The organism is Lactobacillus sp. ESL0225 (assembly GCF_003692905.1).
Classification (GTDB): domain Bacteria; phylum Bacillota; class Bacilli; order Lactobacillales; family Lactobacillaceae; genus Lactobacillus; species Lactobacillus bombicola.
The window spans coordinates 209,910-229,088 of record NZ_REHK01000007.1 but is presented as its reverse complement, the minus strand read 5'-3'; the positions used below and the strand labels follow the sequence as shown (position 1 = coordinate 229,088).

The window sequence follows — 19,179 nt, the reverse complement described above, 5'->3', positions numbered from 1 at the left end:
GAAATAAAAGAGGAGAATAATTTAAATGGCAAAATTTGTCTTTACCCCTAATCAAAGTACTGAAATCGCTAATTATTATGACGCAGTTATTGTCGGTACTGGTGGTGCCGGGTTAACTGCAGCCATTCAAGCCCATGAATTAGGCTTGCAAGTTGCAGTTTTTGAGAAAAATACTGCTTTAGGTGGTAATACAATGCGCGCTTCTTCAGGTATGAATGCATCTGAGAGCTTAGTTCAACTAGCTGAAGGAATTATTGACGATAAAGAAGATTTCTATCAAGAAACGCTTAAAGGCGGCGGCCTTATGAATGATCAAGAGTTATTGCGTTATTTTGTCGATCATTCAGCAGCAGCTATTGACTGGCTTTTAAACCATGGAATTGAGCTGACTAACTTAACTATTACTGGTGGAATGAGTAAAAAAAGAGCTCATCGCCCGGCATCAATGGCACCAGTTGGTAATTATTTAATTACTAATGCCTTAAAACAAGTTCAACAAGCAAAAATTCCAGTGTTCAATAATGCTGAGGTAAAAAAATTATTACAAGATAAAAATAAAAATGTGGATAGCGTTGAAATTAAAACTGCAGATGGGGTTAAGACTGTTAAAACTAAGGCAGTTTTACTTGCTTCTGGTGGTTTTGGTTCTTCAAAGGAATTAATTAAAAAATACCGCCCAGATTTAGTTGATTACAAGACAACAAACCAACCAGGCGCAACTGGAGATGGACTAAAACTAGCTAATCAGGTTGATGCCCAATTGGAACAGATGGATCTTATTCAGGTTCATCCTACAGCTCAAACTGACACTGATCACGTGTATTTAATTGGTGAAGGCCTACGTGGTGAGGGTGCAATTTTAGTCAATAAATCGGGTAAGCGATTTGTTAATGAAATGGATACGCGAAAAATTGTTTCTAATGCTATTACAGCTTTGAATGAAAATGGTGCTTACCTGATTTTTGATCAAAGTATTCGCAATAATTTTACCGCGGTAGAGTTTTATGATCATATTGGCTTAGTTGAACACGGTACAAGTTTAACTGATCTTGCTCAAGCAATTGGTGTTGCTAGTTCTAATTTAGAAGCAACTGTTAAAACTTGGAATACAGCTGTAGATAGCAAAGTCGACAAAGAATATAGTAGAACAACTGGCATGGAGCGCGCGATCAATCAGGGCCCATTTTTTGCCATTCATATTAATCCAGCTATTCACTATACAATGGGTGGAATCCATATTAATTCTAAGACTGAAGTTTTGGATACTAATGGAAATGTGATAAATGGTTTATATGCTGCTGGTGAAGTTTCTGGTGGCCTTCATGGCAATAACCGAATTGGGGGAAACTCTGTCGCGGAAACAGTCGTATTTGGACGTCAAGCAGGAATGCAGATGACTAAATTTGTCCGCAATAAAAAATAAAGAATAAAAGTTAATTGCTGGGTTTAAGTAAACTAAGTAATTAACTTTTTTATTTATCTAAGTTTTAAAAATATTTTTAAATTTTAAAAAATTTAAATTTAAATAATTTATTTTGAATATTGCAAATAGAATAATTCAATTCTATAATTAAATATGTAAAGGATTACATTTTTTCATAAATTGAAAGGAAACAACTATGAATAGAAAAGTGTTACTCGTTGGTGATGGGGCAGTTGGGTCAACTTTTGCCAATGACTTACTACAACAGACACATGTTAATGAATTAATTATTGCCGATGTTGTTAAAGAACGTCCAGTTGGCGATTCTATGGATCTTGAAGATATTACCCCCTTTGTTGGTGACTGTAATATTCATCCTGGAGAATATTCTGATGCAAAAGATGCAGATGTCGTTGTAATTACTGCAGGAATTCCCCGCAAACCTGGCGAGACTAGATTAGATCTTGTTAATAAGAATGCTGCTATTTTAAAGAGCATCATTGAACCGGTTGTAGCTTCTGGCTTTAATGGAATTTTTGTTGTGTCGGCTAACCCGGTAGACATTTTGACCACTTTAACCCAAAAATTATCTGGTTTTCCGAAAAATAAAGTTATTGGAACGGGAACTTCACTTGACTCAGCTCGTTTACAAGTAGAGTTGGCCCAAAAATTAAGTGTTCCCATCGCTAGTGTTAATTCAATGGTGCTTGGTGAACACGGAGACACATCATTTGAAAACTTTGATGAATCAACGGTAGCGGGCAAGTCTTTACGCCAGTACAGTGCAATAAATGATCAAGTTTTAAGCGAAATTGAAACTGATATTCGGCAAAAGGGTGGCAAAATCATTGAAAATAAGGGCGCTACTTTCTATGGAATTGCCATGATGTTGGCTCAAATTGTTAGTGCAATTTTAGATAACCATGCAATTGTTTTACCATTGTCAGCACCAATTAACGGTGAATATGGCATCCAACATGAATTATATTTAGGAACGCCAACTGCAATTGACGGTTCAGGAATTAGTCACGTAATTGAAGCAAATTTGTCAGATCGCGAAATTAAGAAAATGATTAATTCGGCTGATAAAATGCATGAAATTTTGGTCGATATTAAGGTAGATTAAGCATAAAGAAGGCATAAGTATGCAAGTTGGAAAAAGAATATTTTTGAAAAGAGAGCTACCGGACAAAAATCTCATTGAAAAATATAAAAAATTACCATCATCTAATGTAGCAGATTGTATGAATCGAAGAGGAGCAATGGCTCCGCGAATCAAATTAATGTCTAAGCCTAAAGCGGAAATGTGTGGGCCAGCTTTTACAGTTCATAATCGTCCTGGAGATAATTTGACAATTTACGCCGCTTTAAAATATTGTCATGAAGGTGACATTATTGTGATTGATAATGAAGGCGATAATACTCGAGCTGTTATTGGCGAAGTAATGATGACTTGGCTACGTGACCAAAGACATGTAGCAGGAGTTGTGGTCGACGGACCAATACGTGACATTGATAGTTTGCGCAATTGGGACTTGCCTATTTATGCCGTTAGTACAACACCAAATGGACCATATAAAGAGGGCCCAGGCGAAATAAATGTTCCAATTTCTTGTGGAAATATTAGTGTTAATCCGGGTGACTTAATGCTAGGGGATGCAGATGGTGTTGTTAAGATTGCTCGCGAAAAAGCAGCAGAACTTTTACCTATAGTAGAAGAATTTCATCAAGAGGATGAGGCCAAGGCTGCTAGCTTTCATAATGGCACCGGAAATATAGATTGGCTTGATGAAAAATTAAAGAATAAAGATTATAAAATTATTGACGATATTTATCGCCCGTAACTAAAAGGGAATAATGATGAAGACGTTAGAAAAAGTAAATTATAAAGGTTTTATTTTGCCACTAATAATTGGTATTGCTCTGTGGTGCTGCACGCCACTAAGACCAGCTGGATTGTCTGTTCAAGCTTGGGAAATGTTTGCCGTTTTTGTGGCGACAATTATAGGTTGTATTACTAAGCCCTTACCAATTGGGGGGACAACATTATTGGGCTTGATTGTAACTGTTTTGGCTGGTTTAGCCCCAATTAAAGATGAAGTAAATCCTAAAACAGGAGCGGTTACTTCCGGAATATTGAGTGCATTTAGTAATTCAGCTTCTTGGCTAATTGCGATGGCTTTTATTATGGCATATGGTATTAGTAAGACGGGGTTAGGGAATCGGATTGCTTATTGGATGATTCGACGCTTTGGTAAGCGCTCAATCGGTATCGGATATGCAATAACTGTTTTAGAATTAATTCTTGGGGCATTAATCCCTTCCAATAGTGCACGAACTGGTGGAGTAGTCTGGCCAGTTACCGAATCAATCTCTAAAGATTATGATTCTCTACCTAATGATTCTTCTCGTAAGAAAATCGGAGCTTATTTAAGTTTTACCGCTTTTCATGCCAACATCTTATCAACTGCGTTGTTCATTACCGGTGCGGCGCCTAATATGGTGGCTTCACAGATGGCGTCGCAAAAAGGTTATACGATGACTTGGATTGGCTGGTTCACAGCAGCTATTGTTCCAGTATTAATTGCCACTGCTGTAATTCCGATAGTTATCTATAAAATTTTCCCACCAGAAGTTAAAGAAACGCCTAACGCCAAAAAATGGGCTGACGATCGTTTGCAAAAAATGGGAGCGATTACTAAGCCTGAGAAAATTATGTCAATTGTTTTTTTACTGGCTATTATTTTATGGGTTTTATCTGGAATTTTTGATATTCCCCAATTAGATTCAACTTTCATTGCTTTTTTAGCAGTCGGATTACTGCTTTTAACCGGTGTTTTGACAATGAAAGATGCTTTAAATCAAACTGGAGCATGGAATATTTTAATTTGGCTTTCAATATTGGTTTTTATGGCTAGTAAGTTGATTTCATTTGGCTTTATTGACTGGTTCTCTAAAACTATTCAAAGTGGATTGCATGGCATTAGTTGGGGTATTGTCTTAGCCATTTTAATTGTATTAATGTTTTATACGCATTACTTCTTTGCTAGTGGTACTGCCCATATGACTGCTTTATACTTACCGTTTTTGTCAGTAGCTGTTGCAACTGGTACTCCGTTGGCCTTAGCTGCAATGTTACTAGCATTTACTGGTGCAATTAATGCGTCGACTACTCACTATGCCAACGGTCCCGCTTCGATTTTAGCTACTACTGGCTATATTAAGCAAGGTGAATGGTGGAAGTATAACTTTATTCTAGGCATTATTTATTTGGTTATTTTTGGTGGAATTGGGACACTTTGGATGAAAATGATTGGAATGTGGTAGATGATTCATCAAGCAGATTTAATAACCAATGATGGTATAAGAATTCATTATTATGATACTCAATTAGATAAACAACCATTATTAGCTATTCCAGGTATCGGTGGATCTGCTTTACTTTGGGAAAAAGCATTGGAACGGTTTCAGTCAAAATTTAGAATTATTATTATTGATCCACGTAATCAAGGTAAGTCTGCAAGAACTTTTCAAGGGCAACGAATTAGTCGGCATGCAGCAGATTTAGCTGAGTTAATTCAAAAGTTAGATTTATCCCATATTATTGGCATTGGCAATTCAATGGGAGCTGCCAATTTCTGGGCGTATATTTCTATCTATGGTTCTGATAGATTAAATGCACTAATTGATTTAGACCAGCCACCCAAGATGATTAATGATTCAACTTGGAAGTTTGGTTTTAAAGATTTAACATGGGCTAACTTTCCTGATTACTTAAAGCTTGATTTTGGTAGTGGTATTTATGCTCAAATAGACGATGTGATGTTTGAAAAAGCACATCATTTTGCACAAAAATATCCTTATTTTCCAAAAAGTAATTATTTGTGTCGAATTAATCATGCGGAACAAGATTGGCGCGATGTGTTAGTTAATTTGAAAATTCCAATGTTAGTTTTAGCTGGAAAAAATTCCCCTTTCTTTAATTATCATTTTGCTTATAAAATGACTGAACTCAATTCTCAAATTAGCGCTAAAATTATTCCTGAATGTGGACACATTATTCAAGCTGAGCAACCCAATGTTATGTATGAAGAAGTACTTAATTTTTTGGTTGAAAAGGAAGTGACTTAATGGATAAAGTAGTGGATTTATATTTGAATAATCCAGCGACAAAGAAAAAATGGCAAAATTTTTTGTTAAAAATGGGTATAACTGATTTTGGCCTGCGTGAAATAGCGGCAATTGATCATACTTTAGCCCTAATTGATGAAAATGGTCAGCTGGTTGGCACGGGTAGCATTGCAAACAATGTTTTAAAGTATATTGCGGTGTGTAATCAAGACGCCGTCCCCGGTGCACGCTTTAATCAGATGGTAACTGCCTTGCAGCACTACTTATTTGATCAGAAAGTATTTCATAGTTTTGTATTTACAAAAGCAAAATATGCTACTAGTTTTTCACATTTAGGTTTTTCCGAATTAGCACATACTGAACATGCTGCCTTTTTAGAAAGTGGTACTCCAGATATCAACGACTTTATAACTGCAATACCTAAAATTGAAGATCAATCTAATAAACAAGTGGCAGCAATTGTCATGAATGCCAACCCATTTACTTTGGGACATAGAAAGTTAGTTCAGCTGGCTAGTCAAGAAAATGACTTAGTTTATGTATTTGTTGTAGCGACTGATCTTTCCTTGTTTAAAACAAAAGAACGAATGCAGTTGGTCAAAAGCGGAACTAGCGATTTGAAAAATGTTTTAGTAGTAAGCGGTGGTGATTATATGGTTTCACAATCAACTTTCCCCGCATACTTTTTAAAATCTTCGGCTGATTTAATTACAACCCAAACAGATATTGATGCTTTAGTTTTTAAAAATTTTATTGCACCTCAGTTAGCAATTAAGCGCCGTTACTTAGGGACGGAACCATTCTCAAGAACAACTAACTTTTATAACCAAAGCTTAACAAATAAGCTAAGTCCCTTAGTAGATGTTAGAATTGTTAATCGATTTCAGATTAACGGAAAAGTAATAACTGCAACCCGTGTGCGACAATTAATTAAGGAAGATAATTTGACAGCCATTTCAAACTTTGTACCACCGCAAACAATGCAATTTATTTATCGTCAAAAAGAAGTCCTACAAGCTAGAATTAAGGAAGGAATAAATATTAATGGAAATTAAAACAATTGGTGTAGCAGGCACCTTGGAATCATCAGATATTCAAATCATGATTGCTAAGGGTACCAATGGAATTCAAATTGATTTAGATTCAGAAGTTATTAAAGCCTATGGTGATCAAATTAAAGAAGTGATTATTACTACCCTAAAAAAATATGGTGTTCAAAATGCTAAGGTTAAAGCTACTGATAAAGGAGCGCTTGATTGTGTAATTGCTGCTCGAACTTTGACGGCAGTCCAACGTGCTACAGAAACTTCGGATCAACCTAAATTGGAGGTATTGTAATCAATGACTTATGTAAAAAATCGTCTACGTCGAACAATGATGTTTGTTCCAGGTAACAACCCTTCAATGATTAAGGATGCTGGTATCTATGGTGCAGATTCCATCATGCTCGATCTGGAAGATGCTGTTTCTTTGACAGAAAAAGATGCAGCACGAATGCTAGTTTATAATGCTATTAAAACTGTAGACTTTGGTGGAGCCGAGATTGTAGTTCGGATTAATGGTCAAGATACTCCATTTTATGAAGAAGATGTCAAAGCAATGGTTCGTGCTGGTGTAGATGTAATTCGACTACCTAAGACTGAATCAGCTGCAATGATTCAAAAGCTAGTTAAAGATATGGAACAAGCTGAAGAAGAGTATGATATTAAAAAAGATTCAATTGGGGTTATGGCCGCAATTGAAAGTGCGAAGGGAGTATTAAATGCGCCTGAAATTGCTACAGCAACTTCTTTAATGATGGGATTAGCCGTATCAGGAGAGGACTATACAGCGGACATGCATACGCGTCGTTATCCTGATGGACGTGAGTTAGAATTTGCCCGTAATATGGTTTTACAAGCTGCTCGAGCAGCGGATGTTTATGCCTTTGACACAGTTTTTTCAAATATGAACGATCCTGAAGGGTTTTATCGTGAAACCAATTATATTTACGAATTAGGTTATGATGGAAAATCATTAGTTAATCCGCGGCAAATAGAGATGGTCAATAAAGTTTTCAATCCCACAAAAGATGAAATTGAAAATGCGATGGCGGTTCAGAGTGCAATTCGTGAAGCTAAGGCTAAAGGCTCCGGCGTCATTTCAATGAACGGTAAAATGGTCGATAAACCAGTTGTTGAAAAAGCTAATCGGGTAATTGAGACAGCTAAGGCATCAAGTTTGATTGACGAAGAGGGTAATTATATTGGAAAATAAAGTAAAGCGTAATTTACCAGATAATCTAATGTCAGAAATGGGTTTAAAGCCTTTTGAAACAGTAGATATTGGCAATCCCGAAGTAAACAGGGTAGCACCTAAAGTTCGAGTTACGACTGGTGCAGATAAAGTCGTTAATTCGCTTGAAGAAGTAATTAAAAGAACCGTGCAAGATGGAATGACTATTTCATTTCATCATCATTTTAGAAATGGTGATTTTGCTTTTAATAAGGTAATGGATTTAATTATTAAATTGGGGTACAAAAACTTAACCTTAGCCCCATCCTCTTTGACCGGAATTATGAACGATAAGGTTATTGAAGCCATTAAAAAAGGAGTGATTACGGATATCACTTCTTCAGGAATGCGTGGCAGTTTAGGCGATTTCATTTCTCATGGTGGGTTGAAAAAACCAGTTATTTTTCGTTCACACGGTAACCGAGCTCGATCCATTGAAGAAGGAGAAATTAAGATTGATGTTGCCTTTTTAGGAGTGCCAAATGCGGATCCAGCTGGTAATGCCAATGGTCAAGAGGGAGACGCTATTTTTGGTTCACTTGGTTATGCTTTAATTGATGCCCAATATGCTAATAAAGTAGTATTGTTAACTGACAATATTGTTGATTATCCCAATACACCAGCTTCAATTAAACAAACTCAAGTCGATTATGTTGTCAAGGTTGATCAAATTGGTGATGCTGATAAAATTGGTTCCGGTGCAACTCGTTTTACTAAAGATCCTAAAGAATTAAAAATTGCTCAAATGGTTAATCAAGTAATTGTTAATTCGCCATACTACAAAGAAGGCTTTTCTTTCCAGACTGGATCAGGTGGCGCAGCATTAGCTGTTACTCGCTACTTGCGGCAATCAATGATTAATGATGGTATTACAGCATCTTTTGCATTAGGTGGTATTACTAAACCAACTACCGATTTGCTTGATGAGGGTTTAGTTAAGAAAGTTATGGATGTGCAGGACTTTGACAAGGGTGCTGCTGCATCAATGGCTAAGAATAAAGATCAACAAGAAATTGATGCGTCTTGGTATGCTGATCCACATAATAAAGGTGCGGTAGTCAATAATTTAGACATTGCAATTTTATCTGCTTTGCAAATTGATACCGACTTTAACGTTAATGTAATGACAGGATCTGACGGAGTTATTCGTGGAGCAATCGGTGGACATCAAGATGCAGCTTTAGCTAAAATGACAATTATTACTGCGCCACTTGTTCGTGGTCGAAATGCTACTGTAGTTCCAGCTGTTGCAACAGTTGTAACTCCGGGAGATTCAATTGATGTTTTAGTAACGGAACGCGGAATTGCTATTAATCCAAAGCGGCCAGATTTACTTGCTGCTTTTAGTAAAGTAACAAATCTAAATATTATTGATATTAAAGAATTGCAAAAAATGGCTGAACAGCAAGTTGGTAGCCCAAAGGCACTGGAATATACTGACAATACAGTTGCTCTTATCCAATACCGCGATGGTTCAATCATTGATACTATTAAGCAAGTTAAAGAATAAAATTTGCCATAAAAATTTTTAAAAATAGCTTTCGATTTTAGTTAAATTCAATTAACAAATTTAAGTATGTTTAATAAAATTCATTTGGGAACATCAATATAGCGAAAACCTAACAAAAATGTTAGGTTTTTTGTTTAGTAGCTAAAATAAAATAGTAATATTAAGTAAGTCGGTCTAATTTAATATGTTGATTTTTACTATGAATATATCTGAAAGGAAAGAAATGAATCAGTCAATTTTTATTGAAGGGGAAAAATTAAGTATTGATCAAGTTTTAAAAAATAAAGATCAACGAGCATACCTACAACAAGAAATATTTCAAAAATATCCGCATGATACTTTATTAGATATAAAATTAAATATTCCAGGTCCAATAAAAAATAACAGTTATTTAGAAAATATTTTTTATGCAGGAATTTCTGAGCTTGAACAAGCATTAACTAAAAATAAATTACCTTTTGTTTTATTGCAAAGTCAGAATCAACCTGCAGGTTGTGAAAATTTTTATCTTTTAACTGCAGATAAAATTGAAGTTAAAAAAGTAGCGATTGAATTTGAAGATTCTGCGCCACTAAATCGTTTATTTGATGCTGATGTCTTAGTTAAAAATAAAAAACAGGCCTTATCAAGGTCTGAAATTGGCTATTCTGGAAGAAAATGTTTTTTATGTAAGCGACCAGCCAAAGATTGTGCTCGCTCTAGACGTCATTCTGTGCAAGAATTACAAAATTATATCAGCAATTTATATAAAAAAACATTTAGTTAATGTTTGCTTTTTGCAGTACTCTTTGGGCAATACCACTAGTTGTTACCAGATGTGTAATTATGCCGCTTCTTAAAGCTCCTAATAGGGCATCATCTTTAAAACGATTTTTAACTACGATGAAACGAGTAGGAATTTGTAATATATTTTGCATGCTAATGCCGCAGATATGTGATTCAATCGGCTGATAAAAATTGCCATTTATGTCATAAGGTCTGCCAAAGATCACACCAGCAATTTGACTATAATCAAGATCTTTTAATAATTTATCAGAATAATAGTCCATAAAAAATTTCCCAGATTCAAGTGATTTAACAGTACCAATACTGGCAAAAATTAAATCTATTTTTTTGAAATATTGATCAATATATTCATAATATGGTTCCTTTTTAATTTCTTTTACTAATTTAGAATTTATTGTATAAAGTGGGGCAGGCATATTTAGACATTTGGCATTGAATTTTTCAGCTGCTTGCTGGGTTAATTGATTTTTTCGTTTACTAGTGTTGACTGCTAGACCAACTAATTGAACAAAGGTCAAATCTTCACGACTACTCTCAGTAAAATTGTCAATAATGTCTTTAATTAAGGTTCCCCAACTCAGACCAATTACATGAGCTGGTTTAATATAATTTTGAATTTGCTTAGCAGCATAATGAACAATCATTTCATTATCTTGATTTTTTGTTTCTAAGTCTTCTAATATATAAGCTTCTTTTAAATTGAATAATTTTTGAAATTCTTGCTCTAATTTATGTGCTCTTTTTGGCCGCTGATATATATTTATTTTAACAATTCCTTTGTCACGAGCTTCATTAATCGCTTTATCAATTAAGTAGCGCGAAAGATCATATTTTTTAGAAATATCTGCAATATTTAAATTGCTCAAAAAATAATCGTGAGCAATATTTGCTAGCTGTTCATCACTTAATAATGTCATTTTATAATCCCTATCTTTTATTTTAATTTACATTGTATTACAAAAGTGCTGTTTATTTAAAGGTAAAATGCTAAAAAATTATCAAATTATAAATTTTAAAATATACATAAGATAGTTAATTTTTATTTTTTATTAAGTCACAGAATGTTCCATTTGTAATTCTTTTTAAATCGCTGGGTTTGAGATACACACTACGCCCGATTTTACCACTCGAAACAGCAATTTTGTTTTCTTGCATCATGCTACTATCTAGATAGATGGGAAAATGATGATTAAAATAGATGCCGATGGGAGTATTAGCCCCATGGACGTAACCAGTTGTTTTTTCTAAATCTTTTAGTGGTAAAAGTTCGCATTTTTTATTACCAGATACTTTAGCTAATTTTTTCATATCTAAATGTTCCGTTACCGAAATAACGCCAACTAAGACACCAGTCTTATTTCCTAAACAGACAAGTGTTTTATAGATTAAATGTTCATTCTCGTTTAGAATAGAAGTATCCATTTGTGCTATACCACCAGAATCTGAATGAGTAGGGAATTGGGCTTGCTGGTATAAAATTTTATTTTGATCTAAAATTTTTTCAACCAATGTTTTTTCAATTTGTCGTTTCTTCTTTACCATAAAAATCACCTTCTTAAATAATAGCATTGATAAAAGATAAATAAAAAGGGAGTTTAAGCATGAAAGTACTAGTTATTAAAATTGAAACCAGTCATGAAGTAGAAGATGCACTTAATGTTTTTAGTCAAGATATTCTTCATTGCTTGGGTACAGAAACACGTAAACGTTCTGATTTTGAAGATGCAAATACAAAGCATGATTCTACTATTGTAGATTTAAATGAAATTGTTGATTTGCCACAAGATATGGAATTTGCTGCTTATTTTGCAGCAGATCAAAGTCAAGTTCAATTAATTAATGCTTATAAAAATAAATTAGTCGAATTGAAAGGATACGGTTTAAACATCGGTTTAAATAAAATTGATTATACCTATATTGAGGATAGCGATTGGAATCGTGTTTGGCAAAAATTTTACCATGTTGTTAATTTTTCACGCCACTTAGCCATTGTTCCTGAATGGGAAAACTATCAAGCTAAATTTAGTGATCAACATTTAATTAAACTCGATCCAGGTCTTGCTTTCGGTACCGGTAACCATAAAACTACTCGTTTAGCAATGATGGGACTTGAACAAGTGTTGGTTGAACCTAAGACTGTTATTGATGTCGGGACTGGTTCAGGAATTTTAGCTATTGCAGCTGCCTATTTAGGAGCAAACAGGGTAATGGCAACTGATATATCTGATCAGGCAATTACAGCTGCCCAAGAAAACGTTGCTTTGAATAAATTAACTAATATCGATATTAAAAAAACAAGTTTACTACAAGATGTTAATGAAAAGTTTGACATTATTGTTGCTAATATTTTGGCTGAAATATTACTTGAACTAATTCCACAATTAGATCAACATTTAACTCGAGCAGGAAAAGTGATTTTTTCAGGAATAGATTATTTGCAATTGGATAAGGTAGCCCATTCACTTGACCAAAATGGTTTTAAAATTATCCTTACTTTAAAGCAAGATCGCTGGATTGGTTTAATAATTACGCGAAAAGATAATTGAAAAGAGTTATAATATGAAATTAAGTTAAATTAAGTAAGGAATTATTAAATTGATTGATAAGTTCAAACAAATATCTTTTATTCGCAAGATAAACCAGTATAAGCCAATGCCAGTAATTTGGTGGAGTATTTTAGTTGTTACTTTACCTTTTATTTTTAGTCTATTGAAAATTTCAGTTATTTGGCGAGTGGGACTATTATTCACTGTAATTAATTGCTTCATCGGATATCACGTAGGTAATTTGGTTAAAACTATCAATATAAAGCATTATTGGCTACTTCTTTTACCAACATGTTTTTGTTTGATAGTATTATTAAAATATGCAAATTATAATCTATTATTTGGTTTAATTTATCTTATTTTTGAAATTTTTGGCTTAATGGATAAGCAAATATATAGTTGAAGGTGATTAAAATGTCTAAATACGTAGAAATGACATATGATGAAGTAATCAATGCGTGTCAAAAATATATGAATGAGGAGCAATTAGCATTTGTTAAGCAGGCCTATGACTTTGCTCAAAAAGCGCATCAAAATCAAAAACGTGCTTCTGGTCAACCATATATTGTTCATCCCACTCAAGTTGCTGGAACTTTAGCAACTCTAGGGCTTGATCCCGACACGATTGCAGCGGGGTTTTTGCATGATACAGTGGAAGATACTCCAGTAACTAATAATGATTTAAAAGATAAATTTGGTAAAGATGTAGCCTTTATTGTTGATGGAGTCACCAAGCTAAATAAGTATGAATATAAATCACATCAAGAATTTTTGGCAGAAAATCATCGAAAAATGCTAATTGCTATGGCAAAAGATCTACGTGTAATTATGGTTAAATTAGCAGATCGCCTCCATAATATGCATACTTTAGAGCATTTACGCCCTGATAAACAGAGACGTATTGCCTCTGAAACAATGGATATCTATGCACCACTTGCCGATCGCCTTGGAATTGGAACAATTAAATGGGAATTAGAAGATATGAGTTTTCACTACTTAAATCCCAAGGCATATTATCAAATTGTAAGTTTAATGGATTCTAAGCGTAGCGAACGAGAAAATTATATTCAAGACACAATCAACACGCTAACTGCAAGTTTAGACGGCTTAAATATTAAATATGATATTCATGGGCGACCTAAACATATTTATTCCATTTATAAAAAAATGGTTGACAAACATAAAGATTTCGCAGAAATTTATGATCTCTTAGCTGTACGAGTAATTGTGCAAACTGTTAAAGATTGCTATGCAGTTTTAGGAGCTGTCCATACGAAGTGGAAGCCAATGCCGGGGCGTTTTAAAGACTATATCGCTGTTCCGAAGGTTAATGGCTACCAATCTTTGCATACAACGATTATTGGACCAGGTGGGCGACCTTTAGAAATACAAATTCGAACGCAACATATGCATGATGTAGCTGAATATGGTGTGGCAGCACATTGGGCATATAAACAGGGCAACTTTAATGGGGTTGAGCAAACAAGTTCAAATGAAAAACTAGATATGGTACGTGAAATTCTTGAATTAAAGGATGAAACCCAAGATGCTGGTGAATTCATGAAAAGTGTCAAAAGCGAAATTTTCTCGGACCGAGTTTATGTCTTCACGCCTAAGGGGGAAGTATATGAATTGCCTAAGGGAGCAGTTACTTTAGATTTTGCTTATGAAATTCATACTCAAGTTGGTAGTCATGCAGTTGGAGCTAAAGTTAACGGAAAGCTAGTTCCGCTTGATTATAAATTGAAAAATGGCGATGTCATTGATATTATGACCCAAACCAATGCAACACCATCGCGCGATTGGATGGATATGGTTAAGACTTCTAGAGCGCGCAATAAAATTCGTCGTTATTATCGTAATCTTGATCGCGACCATAGTATTGCTCAAGGGGAACAAATGATTGCTGAACAGCTTCGTAGCCAGGAACTTTCACCTAAAGAGTTTATGGATAAGGAGCATGTTGCAAAAATTTTGGCTCAACTGAATTATCATACAGTTGATGAAATGTATGCTGCAGTTGGTTTTGGCGATTTGTCTGCCGTTAGTATTGTTAACCGCCTAACATCTGATTTGCGCCGTGAAGATGAGAAAAAAAAGCAAAAGCAACTAGAAGAAGAAATTTTGAACTCTGGTCAAAAAGCTGCTAACAAGTCAGTTAACGGTCGTTTAGATGCTGCAACACTTAAGTCAAAACATAACGATGGCGTTACTATCCAAGGAATTAACGATTTGATGCTCCACTTAGCTAAGTGTTGCAATCCAGTTCCCGGCGATGAAATTGTTGGCTATGTTACTAAGGGACGTGGTGTCACTATTCACCGCAATGACTGTCGTAATATTGTAAACAATAATGATAGTTTAGGTAGATTAGTAGAAGTTTCTTGGGAAGGCACTGAGTCAAATAATAATCAATCATTTAATGCAAATATTGAAATATTTGGTTACAATCGGGCCCAGCTACTTAGTGATGTAATCAACCGCTTAAATGCACTAACGCCTAATATTGATAATCTTTCAGGTAAAGTTAATGACGATAATATAGCACACATTTATGCTACCGTTGCTGTGAACAATTCAAGTCAATTAGCCAGTATTTTAACTAAATTAAGAGACATTCCTGATGTTTATAAGACAAGGAGGGCAGATAATTAATGCGAGTTGTAATTCAAAGGGTTAACCAGGCCAATGTAAAAATAGCTGGGGAAATAGTTGGTAAGATTAATCAAGGGCTACTCTTATTAGTTGGTATAGGTGAGGGGGACGACTTAGCAATTATTCAAAAAGCTGCAAACAAAGTTTCTAAGATGCGTATTTTTGAAGACGAGAGTGGTAAGACTAATTTGGCAATTAAGGATGTTAATGGAAAAATTCTTAGTGTAAGTCAATTTACTCTATTAGCAGATACCAAAAAGGGAAATCGTCCTAGCTTTGTTCAAGCCATGAAACCACCAAAGTCTGCTGAATTATGGCAATCTTTTAATCATGAATTAGAAAAGTTGGGCTTAGAGGTTGAAACAGGACAGTTTGGAGCGGATATGAAAGTTGATTTAGAAAATGATGGTCCGTTCACGATTGTATTAGATATGTAAAAATTGGTGCAAAATGATACTACAGGTTGACTTTTTGCTAGTAAAAATATAAGCTAAAAAAGAATTATCAATGACAAAGAATGAAGCTTAGCAATTTTATTTCAGAGACTGTCTATCTATGGTGCAAGGACAGATAATGAGCTAACTGTGACCCCTTTAACAGATAATAAACGTTTCGCGAGCGTTAATCGCAGCAGGCAAAAGGTGGTACCGTGCTAATTTGAAGCGCCCTTGATTTAATTCAAGGGCGCTTTTTAGATTAAAAGGATGATTAGATGAGAGTGCAAAAACCTAAAGGAACAGTTGATATATTGCCAGGGCAATCCAGTTCATGGGAAAAAGTTGAACAAATATTGCGTGATTTTTTCAAACAGGCAAACTATCAAGAAATTAGAACACCAAGTTTTGAAAACTATGAGGTATTTTCTCGATCAAGTGGTGAGACTTCGGATGTAGTTGAAAAAGAAATGTATGATTTCAATGACAAGGGTGGACGTCACATTGCTTTACGTCCAGAAGGAACAGCTGGCGTTGTTCGAGCATATGTTGAAGACAAGCTTTATGCTCCAGAAATGGCTAAGCCATTTAATGTTTATTATATTGAGTCCACCTTTCGCTATGAACGCCCGCAAGCTGGGCGGCAGCGAGAATTTCATCAAATTGGCATTGAAAGTTTCGGCTCAAGTAATTTTTTAGCTGATGTTGAAACCATTGTTCTAGCTAACGATTTATTGGCTAAACTTGGTGTTAAAAATTATGAATTACACATTAATACCTTGGGTAATAGTCAAGTGCGTCAAAGTTATCATGATGCACTAGTTAACTATTTTACGCCCCTAAAAGACCGGCTTTCCGATGATTCTAAACGACGTTTAGAGAAAAATCCGCTCCGAATTTTAGATTCTAAAGATGAACAAGATAAGCAATTTTTACCTAATGCACCAAAAATTATTGATTATTTAGATCAAGCTTCTAAAAATAATTTTAATCAAATTATTCAGATGCTGGACCAGTTAGATATCCATTATGTAATTGATAATGATTTGGTTAGAGGGCTGGATTATTATTCCGGGATTATCTTTGAATTTATGGTTGAAGATGCTAGTTTATGGGAATCGGCTACAACGATTCTTGGTGGTGGACGTTATGACCACCTAGTTGAAGAATTTGATGGTCCTGCAACCCCAGCAGTTGGTTTTGGTATTGGTGAAGAACGCTTAATGCTAGTTTTGCAAAAACAAAACCCAGGCTTATTTACTGATCAAGGAATTGACTTTTTTATTACTAATATTGGTGAAGAGACTGAAATTAAAGTTGTTGAAATTGCTCGTTTGTTACGTAAGCAAGGTTTTAGGGTTCAATATGACGTTGATCAAAAGAAGTTAAAAGCGCAATTTAAAAAAGCTGATCGAGTTAAGGCCAAATATGTAATTACTATCGGAGCTAAAGAAATAGCCGAGGGTAAGTTGAATATTAAACGCTTAGCTGATGGACAAAAAATTGATTTGCTGTTAAGTGATTTAGCAAATATGCATTCAGTCTTAGAACATTTAAAGGATTAAAATTATGGAAAAAAGAACAAACTATTGTGGTAATATTACTGCTAAATATATTGGTCAAAAAGTTAATCTATATGGTTGGGTCCAACGAGTTCGTAATTTAGGTAATTTAGTTTTTATTGATTTACGTGACCGTGAAGGTCTAGTTCAAGTAGTCATTAATCATGACTCAGGCCAAGAATTGATGCACCTTGCTGATCAACTTGGTAATGAATATGTTATTCAAGTTAAAGGTGAGGTAGTTAAGCGTTCAAGCATTAATCCAGAAATGAAAACAGGAGAAGTTGAAATTAATGCGCAAGAACTTATTATTTTAAATAAATCACAAAATCCACCTTTTGAAATTAAAGATAATATTGAAGTAGGCGAGCAAACTAGGCTAAAATATCGTTATCTAGATTTGCGGCGCCCCAGCTTACAAAAAGCGCTTATTTTACGTTCGAAAATTTTACAGGCAACGCATGAATATTTTGATGAAAATGGTTTCATTAATATTGAAACACCAATTTTAGGAAAATCATCACCAGAAGGTGCACGAGATTATTTAGTTCCTTCGCGAATTTATCCAGGTAGTTTCTACGCTTTGCCGCAGTCACCTCAATTATTTAAACAACTGTTAATGGGAGCAGGTTTTGATAAGTATTACCAGTTATCTAGATGCTTCCGCGATGAAGATTTAAGAGGCGATCGTCAACCAGAATTTACCCAAATTGATATGGAAACGTCCTTTACTGATGAAGAACAAGTGCAAGAATATACTGAAGGACTATTAAAGAAAGTTATGAAAGATGTCATGGGGATTGACTTAAAAACGCCAATTGATCGCATTACTTGGACTGAAGCAATGAACAATTATGGTACTGATAAGCCTGATCTTCGCTTTGGCATGCAAATTCATGATTTAAGTCCAATTTTTAAAAATAGTGACTTTAAAGTATTTTCTAATGCAATTAGTGCGGGCGGTTTTGTTAAAGGGATTGCGGTTAAAAACGGCGCTGAGACTTATTCGCGCAAACAAATTGAGAAAAAACAAGATTTCATTAAACGTTTCCACGCTAAGGGTTTAGCTTGGGTTAAATTTGAAAATGGGGAATTTAATGGACCAATTGCGCGCTTTTTAAATGAGGAAAATCAAGCTGCCCTAATTAAAGAATTTTCTCTTACAGGTAGTGAGTTATTGGTCTTTATAGCTGATAAATGGAAAGTCTGCTGTGATTCATTAGATCATTTACGCCGGGAATTTGCTAAAGAGACCAATATTATTCCTAAGCATGTCTTTAATTTTGTTTGGGTAGTTGACTGGCCCCTATTTGAATATGATGAAGGCATAGGTCGTTGGATTGCGGCTCACCACCCATTCACTATGCCGGATGATGAGGGAATTAAATTACTTGATACTGATCCGCACAAGGCGCATGCTCGTAGTTATGACATTGTGATGAATGGTGATGAATTAGGTGGAGGTTCAATTCGTATCCATAAGCGTTCAATTCAAGAAAAAATGCTTAAAGCACTTGGTTTTAGTAAAAAACGGTCATATGAACAATTTGGTTACTTATTAGATGCTCTTGATATGGGCTTCCCGCCACATGCTGGGTTAGCTATTGGCTTAGATCGTTTTGCAATGCTACTAGCAGAAAAAGATAATATTCGTGATGTCTTGGCCTTCCCTAAAAATGCTAATGCTTCAGAGCCAATGATGCACGCACCTGCTCCAGTTGCTGAGCAGCAATTAGCTGACTTGGGGATTGAAGTTGAAGCACAGTATCACGAAAGTGTAGCTAAAATTGAAACAACTCTTAAGCAACAAGCAGAAGAAACTGCTGCTAAAAATACTTCTTGGGATGAAAATTAATAG

General features: G+C 35.0%; 17 protein-coding genes. 15 read left to right on the top strand and 2 right to left on the bottom strand.

All coding sequences use genetic code 11. The features are described 5' to 3' along the window. The first annotated feature begins 25 nt into the window (after positions 1-25). The 10 genes from F5ESL0225_RS04045 to citX all read left to right on the top strand — a co-directional run bounded on the left by F5ESL0225_RS04045 (position 26) and on the right by citX (position 10,104). Positions 26-1,423: a flavocytochrome c gene (locus tag F5ESL0225_RS04045; RefSeq protein ID WP_122047893.1), complete on the top strand. Its 1,398-nt coding sequence runs from the start codon at positions 26-28 to the stop codon at positions 1,421-1,423. A 196-nt stretch (positions 1,424-1,619) separates the two neighbouring features. Beyond that, entirely contained in the window at positions 1,620-2,549 is a 930-nt protein-coding gene (locus F5ESL0225_RS04040; protein ID WP_122021719.1) for an L-lactate dehydrogenase, read from the top strand. A gap of 19 nt (positions 2,550-2,568) precedes the next feature. Continuing rightward, positions 2,569-3,267 (top strand): RraA family protein, encoded by a 699-nt coding sequence (locus F5ESL0225_RS04035; protein WP_122021718.1) that lies wholly within the window; start codon positions 2,569-2,571, stop codon positions 3,265-3,267. 16 nt (positions 3,268-3,283) lie between these two features. Beyond that, entirely contained in the window at positions 3,284-4,750 is a 1,467-nt protein-coding gene (locus tag F5ESL0225_RS04030) for a DASS family sodium-coupled anion symporter (RefSeq protein ID WP_118897854.1), read from the top strand. After that, positions 4,751-5,554, top strand: a complete 804-nt coding sequence (locus tag F5ESL0225_RS04025; RefSeq protein ID WP_122047892.1) for an alpha/beta fold hydrolase — start codon at positions 4,751-4,753, stop codon at positions 5,552-5,554. It begins immediately after the preceding gene. Further along, positions 5,554-6,609 carry a [citrate (pro-3S)-lyase] ligase gene (gene citC, locus F5ESL0225_RS04020; protein WP_122021715.1) on the top strand — a complete coding sequence of 352 codons (1,056 nt, stop codon included), beginning with the start codon at positions 5,554-5,556 and terminating at the stop codon, positions 6,607-6,609. The genes F5ESL0225_RS04025 and citC overlap by 1 nt, the downstream gene beginning before the upstream one ends. Further along, a complete protein-coding gene (gene citD / locus F5ESL0225_RS04015; protein WP_122021714.1) occupies positions 6,599-6,892 on the top strand; it encodes a citrate lyase acyl carrier protein in 294 nt (97 codons plus the stop codon). Before citC ends, citD begins: the two co-directional genes overlap by 11 nt. A gap of 3 nt (positions 6,893-6,895) precedes the next feature. Further along, positions 6,896-7,810 carry an aldolase/citrate lyase family protein gene (locus F5ESL0225_RS04010; protein WP_122024690.1) on the top strand — a complete coding sequence of 305 codons (915 nt, stop codon included), beginning with the start codon at positions 6,896-6,898 and terminating at the stop codon, positions 7,808-7,810. Next, positions 7,800-9,338, top strand: a complete 1,539-nt coding sequence (citF, locus tag F5ESL0225_RS04005; protein WP_122047891.1) for a citrate lyase subunit alpha — start codon at positions 7,800-7,802, stop codon at positions 9,336-9,338. The genes F5ESL0225_RS04010 and citF overlap by 11 nt, the downstream gene beginning before the upstream one ends. 223 nt (positions 9,339-9,561) lie before the next feature. Continuing rightward, positions 9,562-10,104: a citrate lyase holo-[acyl-carrier protein] synthase gene (citX, locus tag F5ESL0225_RS04000; protein ID WP_122021711.1), complete on the top strand. Its 543-nt coding sequence runs from the start codon at positions 9,562-9,564 to the stop codon at positions 10,102-10,104. Here citX and F5ESL0225_RS03995 read toward each other — a convergent pair. Next, positions 10,097-11,041, bottom strand: a complete 945-nt coding sequence (locus F5ESL0225_RS03995) for a sugar-binding transcriptional regulator (protein ID WP_122021710.1) — start codon at positions 11,039-11,041, stop codon at positions 10,097-10,099. The genes citX and F5ESL0225_RS03995 overlap by 8 nt on opposite strands. 115 nt (positions 11,042-11,156) lie before the next feature. After that, positions 11,157-11,666 carry an aminoacyl-tRNA deacylase gene (locus F5ESL0225_RS03990; RefSeq protein ID WP_118896533.1) on the bottom strand — a complete coding sequence of 170 codons (510 nt, stop codon included), beginning with the start codon at positions 11,664-11,666 and terminating at the stop codon, positions 11,157-11,159. Positions 11,667-11,725: 59 nt separating this feature from the next. Here F5ESL0225_RS03990 and prmA point away from each other — a divergent pair, with 59 nt between their 5' ends. The 5 genes from prmA (at position 11,726) to aspS (ending at position 19,176) form a co-directional block, all read left to right on the top strand. Next, entirely contained in the window at positions 11,726-12,670 is a 945-nt protein-coding gene (gene prmA, locus F5ESL0225_RS03985; protein ID WP_122024687.1) for a 50S ribosomal protein L11 methyltransferase, read from the top strand. 414 nt (positions 12,671-13,084) lie between these two features. Next, positions 13,085-15,325, top strand: a complete 2,241-nt coding sequence (locus F5ESL0225_RS03975) for a bifunctional (p)ppGpp synthetase/guanosine-3',5'-bis(diphosphate) 3'-pyrophosphohydrolase (RefSeq protein WP_122047890.1) — start codon at positions 13,085-13,087, stop codon at positions 15,323-15,325. Continuing rightward, a complete protein-coding gene (dtd, locus tag F5ESL0225_RS03970; RefSeq protein ID WP_122021707.1) occupies positions 15,325-15,762 on the top strand; it encodes a D-aminoacyl-tRNA deacylase in 438 nt (145 codons plus the stop codon). The genes F5ESL0225_RS03975 and dtd overlap by 1 nt, the downstream gene beginning before the upstream one ends. A gap of 275 nt (positions 15,763-16,037) precedes the next feature. Then, positions 16,038-17,324 (top strand): histidine--tRNA ligase, encoded by a 1,287-nt coding sequence (gene hisS / locus F5ESL0225_RS03965; RefSeq protein WP_122021706.1) that lies wholly within the window; start codon positions 16,038-16,040, stop codon positions 17,322-17,324. 4 nt (positions 17,325-17,328) lie between these two features. Next, positions 17,329-19,176, top strand: coding sequence for an aspartate--tRNA ligase (gene aspS, locus F5ESL0225_RS03960; RefSeq protein WP_122024685.1), 1,848 nt, complete (start codon positions 17,329-17,331; stop codon positions 19,174-19,176). Positions 19,177-19,179: the final 3 nt, after the last annotated feature.

Excerpts from the sequence above, each read along its gene's own strand:
- F5ESL0225_RS04045 (WP_122047893.1), top strand. The coding sequence starts at position 26 with ATGGCAAAATTTGTCTTTACCCCTAATCAAAGTACTGAAATCGCTAAT.
- F5ESL0225_RS04040 (WP_122021719.1), top strand. The coding sequence starts at position 1,620 with ATGAATAGAAAAGTGTTACTCGTTGGTGATGGGGCAGTTGGGTCAACT.
- F5ESL0225_RS04035 (WP_122021718.1), top strand. The coding sequence starts at position 2,569 with ATGCAAGTTGGAAAAAGAATATTTTTGAAAAGAGAGCTACCGGACAAA.
- F5ESL0225_RS04030 (WP_118897854.1), top strand. The coding sequence starts at position 3,284 with ATGAAGACGTTAGAAAAAGTAAATTATAAAGGTTTTATTTTGCCACTA.
- F5ESL0225_RS04025 (WP_122047892.1), top strand. The coding sequence starts at position 4,751 with ATGATTCATCAAGCAGATTTAATAACCAATGATGGTATAAGAATTCAT.
- citC (WP_122021715.1), top strand. The coding sequence starts at position 5,554 with ATGGATAAAGTAGTGGATTTATATTTGAATAATCCAGCGACAAAGAAA.
- citD (WP_122021714.1), top strand. The coding sequence starts at position 6,599 with ATGGAAATTAAAACAATTGGTGTAGCAGGCACCTTGGAATCATCAGAT.
- F5ESL0225_RS04010 (WP_122024690.1), top strand. The coding sequence starts at position 6,896 with ATGACTTATGTAAAAAATCGTCTACGTCGAACAATGATGTTTGTTCCA.
- citX (WP_122021711.1), top strand. The coding sequence starts at position 9,562 with ATGAATCAGTCAATTTTTATTGAAGGGGAAAAATTAAGTATTGATCAA.
- F5ESL0225_RS03995 (WP_122021710.1), bottom strand. The coding sequence starts at position 11,041 with ATGACATTATTAAGTGATGAACAGCTAGCAAATATTGCTCACGATTAT.
- F5ESL0225_RS03990 (WP_118896533.1), bottom strand. The coding sequence starts at position 11,666 with ATGGTAAAGAAGAAACGACAAATTGAAAAAACATTGGTTGAAAAAATT.
- prmA (WP_122024687.1), top strand. The coding sequence starts at position 11,726 with ATGAAAGTACTAGTTATTAAAATTGAAACCAGTCATGAAGTAGAAGAT.
- F5ESL0225_RS03975 (WP_122047890.1), top strand. The coding sequence starts at position 13,085 with ATGTCTAAATACGTAGAAATGACATATGATGAAGTAATCAATGCGTGT.
- dtd (WP_122021707.1), top strand. The coding sequence starts at position 15,325 with ATGCGAGTTGTAATTCAAAGGGTTAACCAGGCCAATGTAAAAATAGCT.
- hisS (WP_122021706.1), top strand. The coding sequence starts at position 16,038 with ATGAGAGTGCAAAAACCTAAAGGAACAGTTGATATATTGCCAGGGCAA.
- aspS (WP_122024685.1), top strand. The coding sequence starts at position 17,329 with ATGGAAAAAAGAACAAACTATTGTGGTAATATTACTGCTAAATATATT.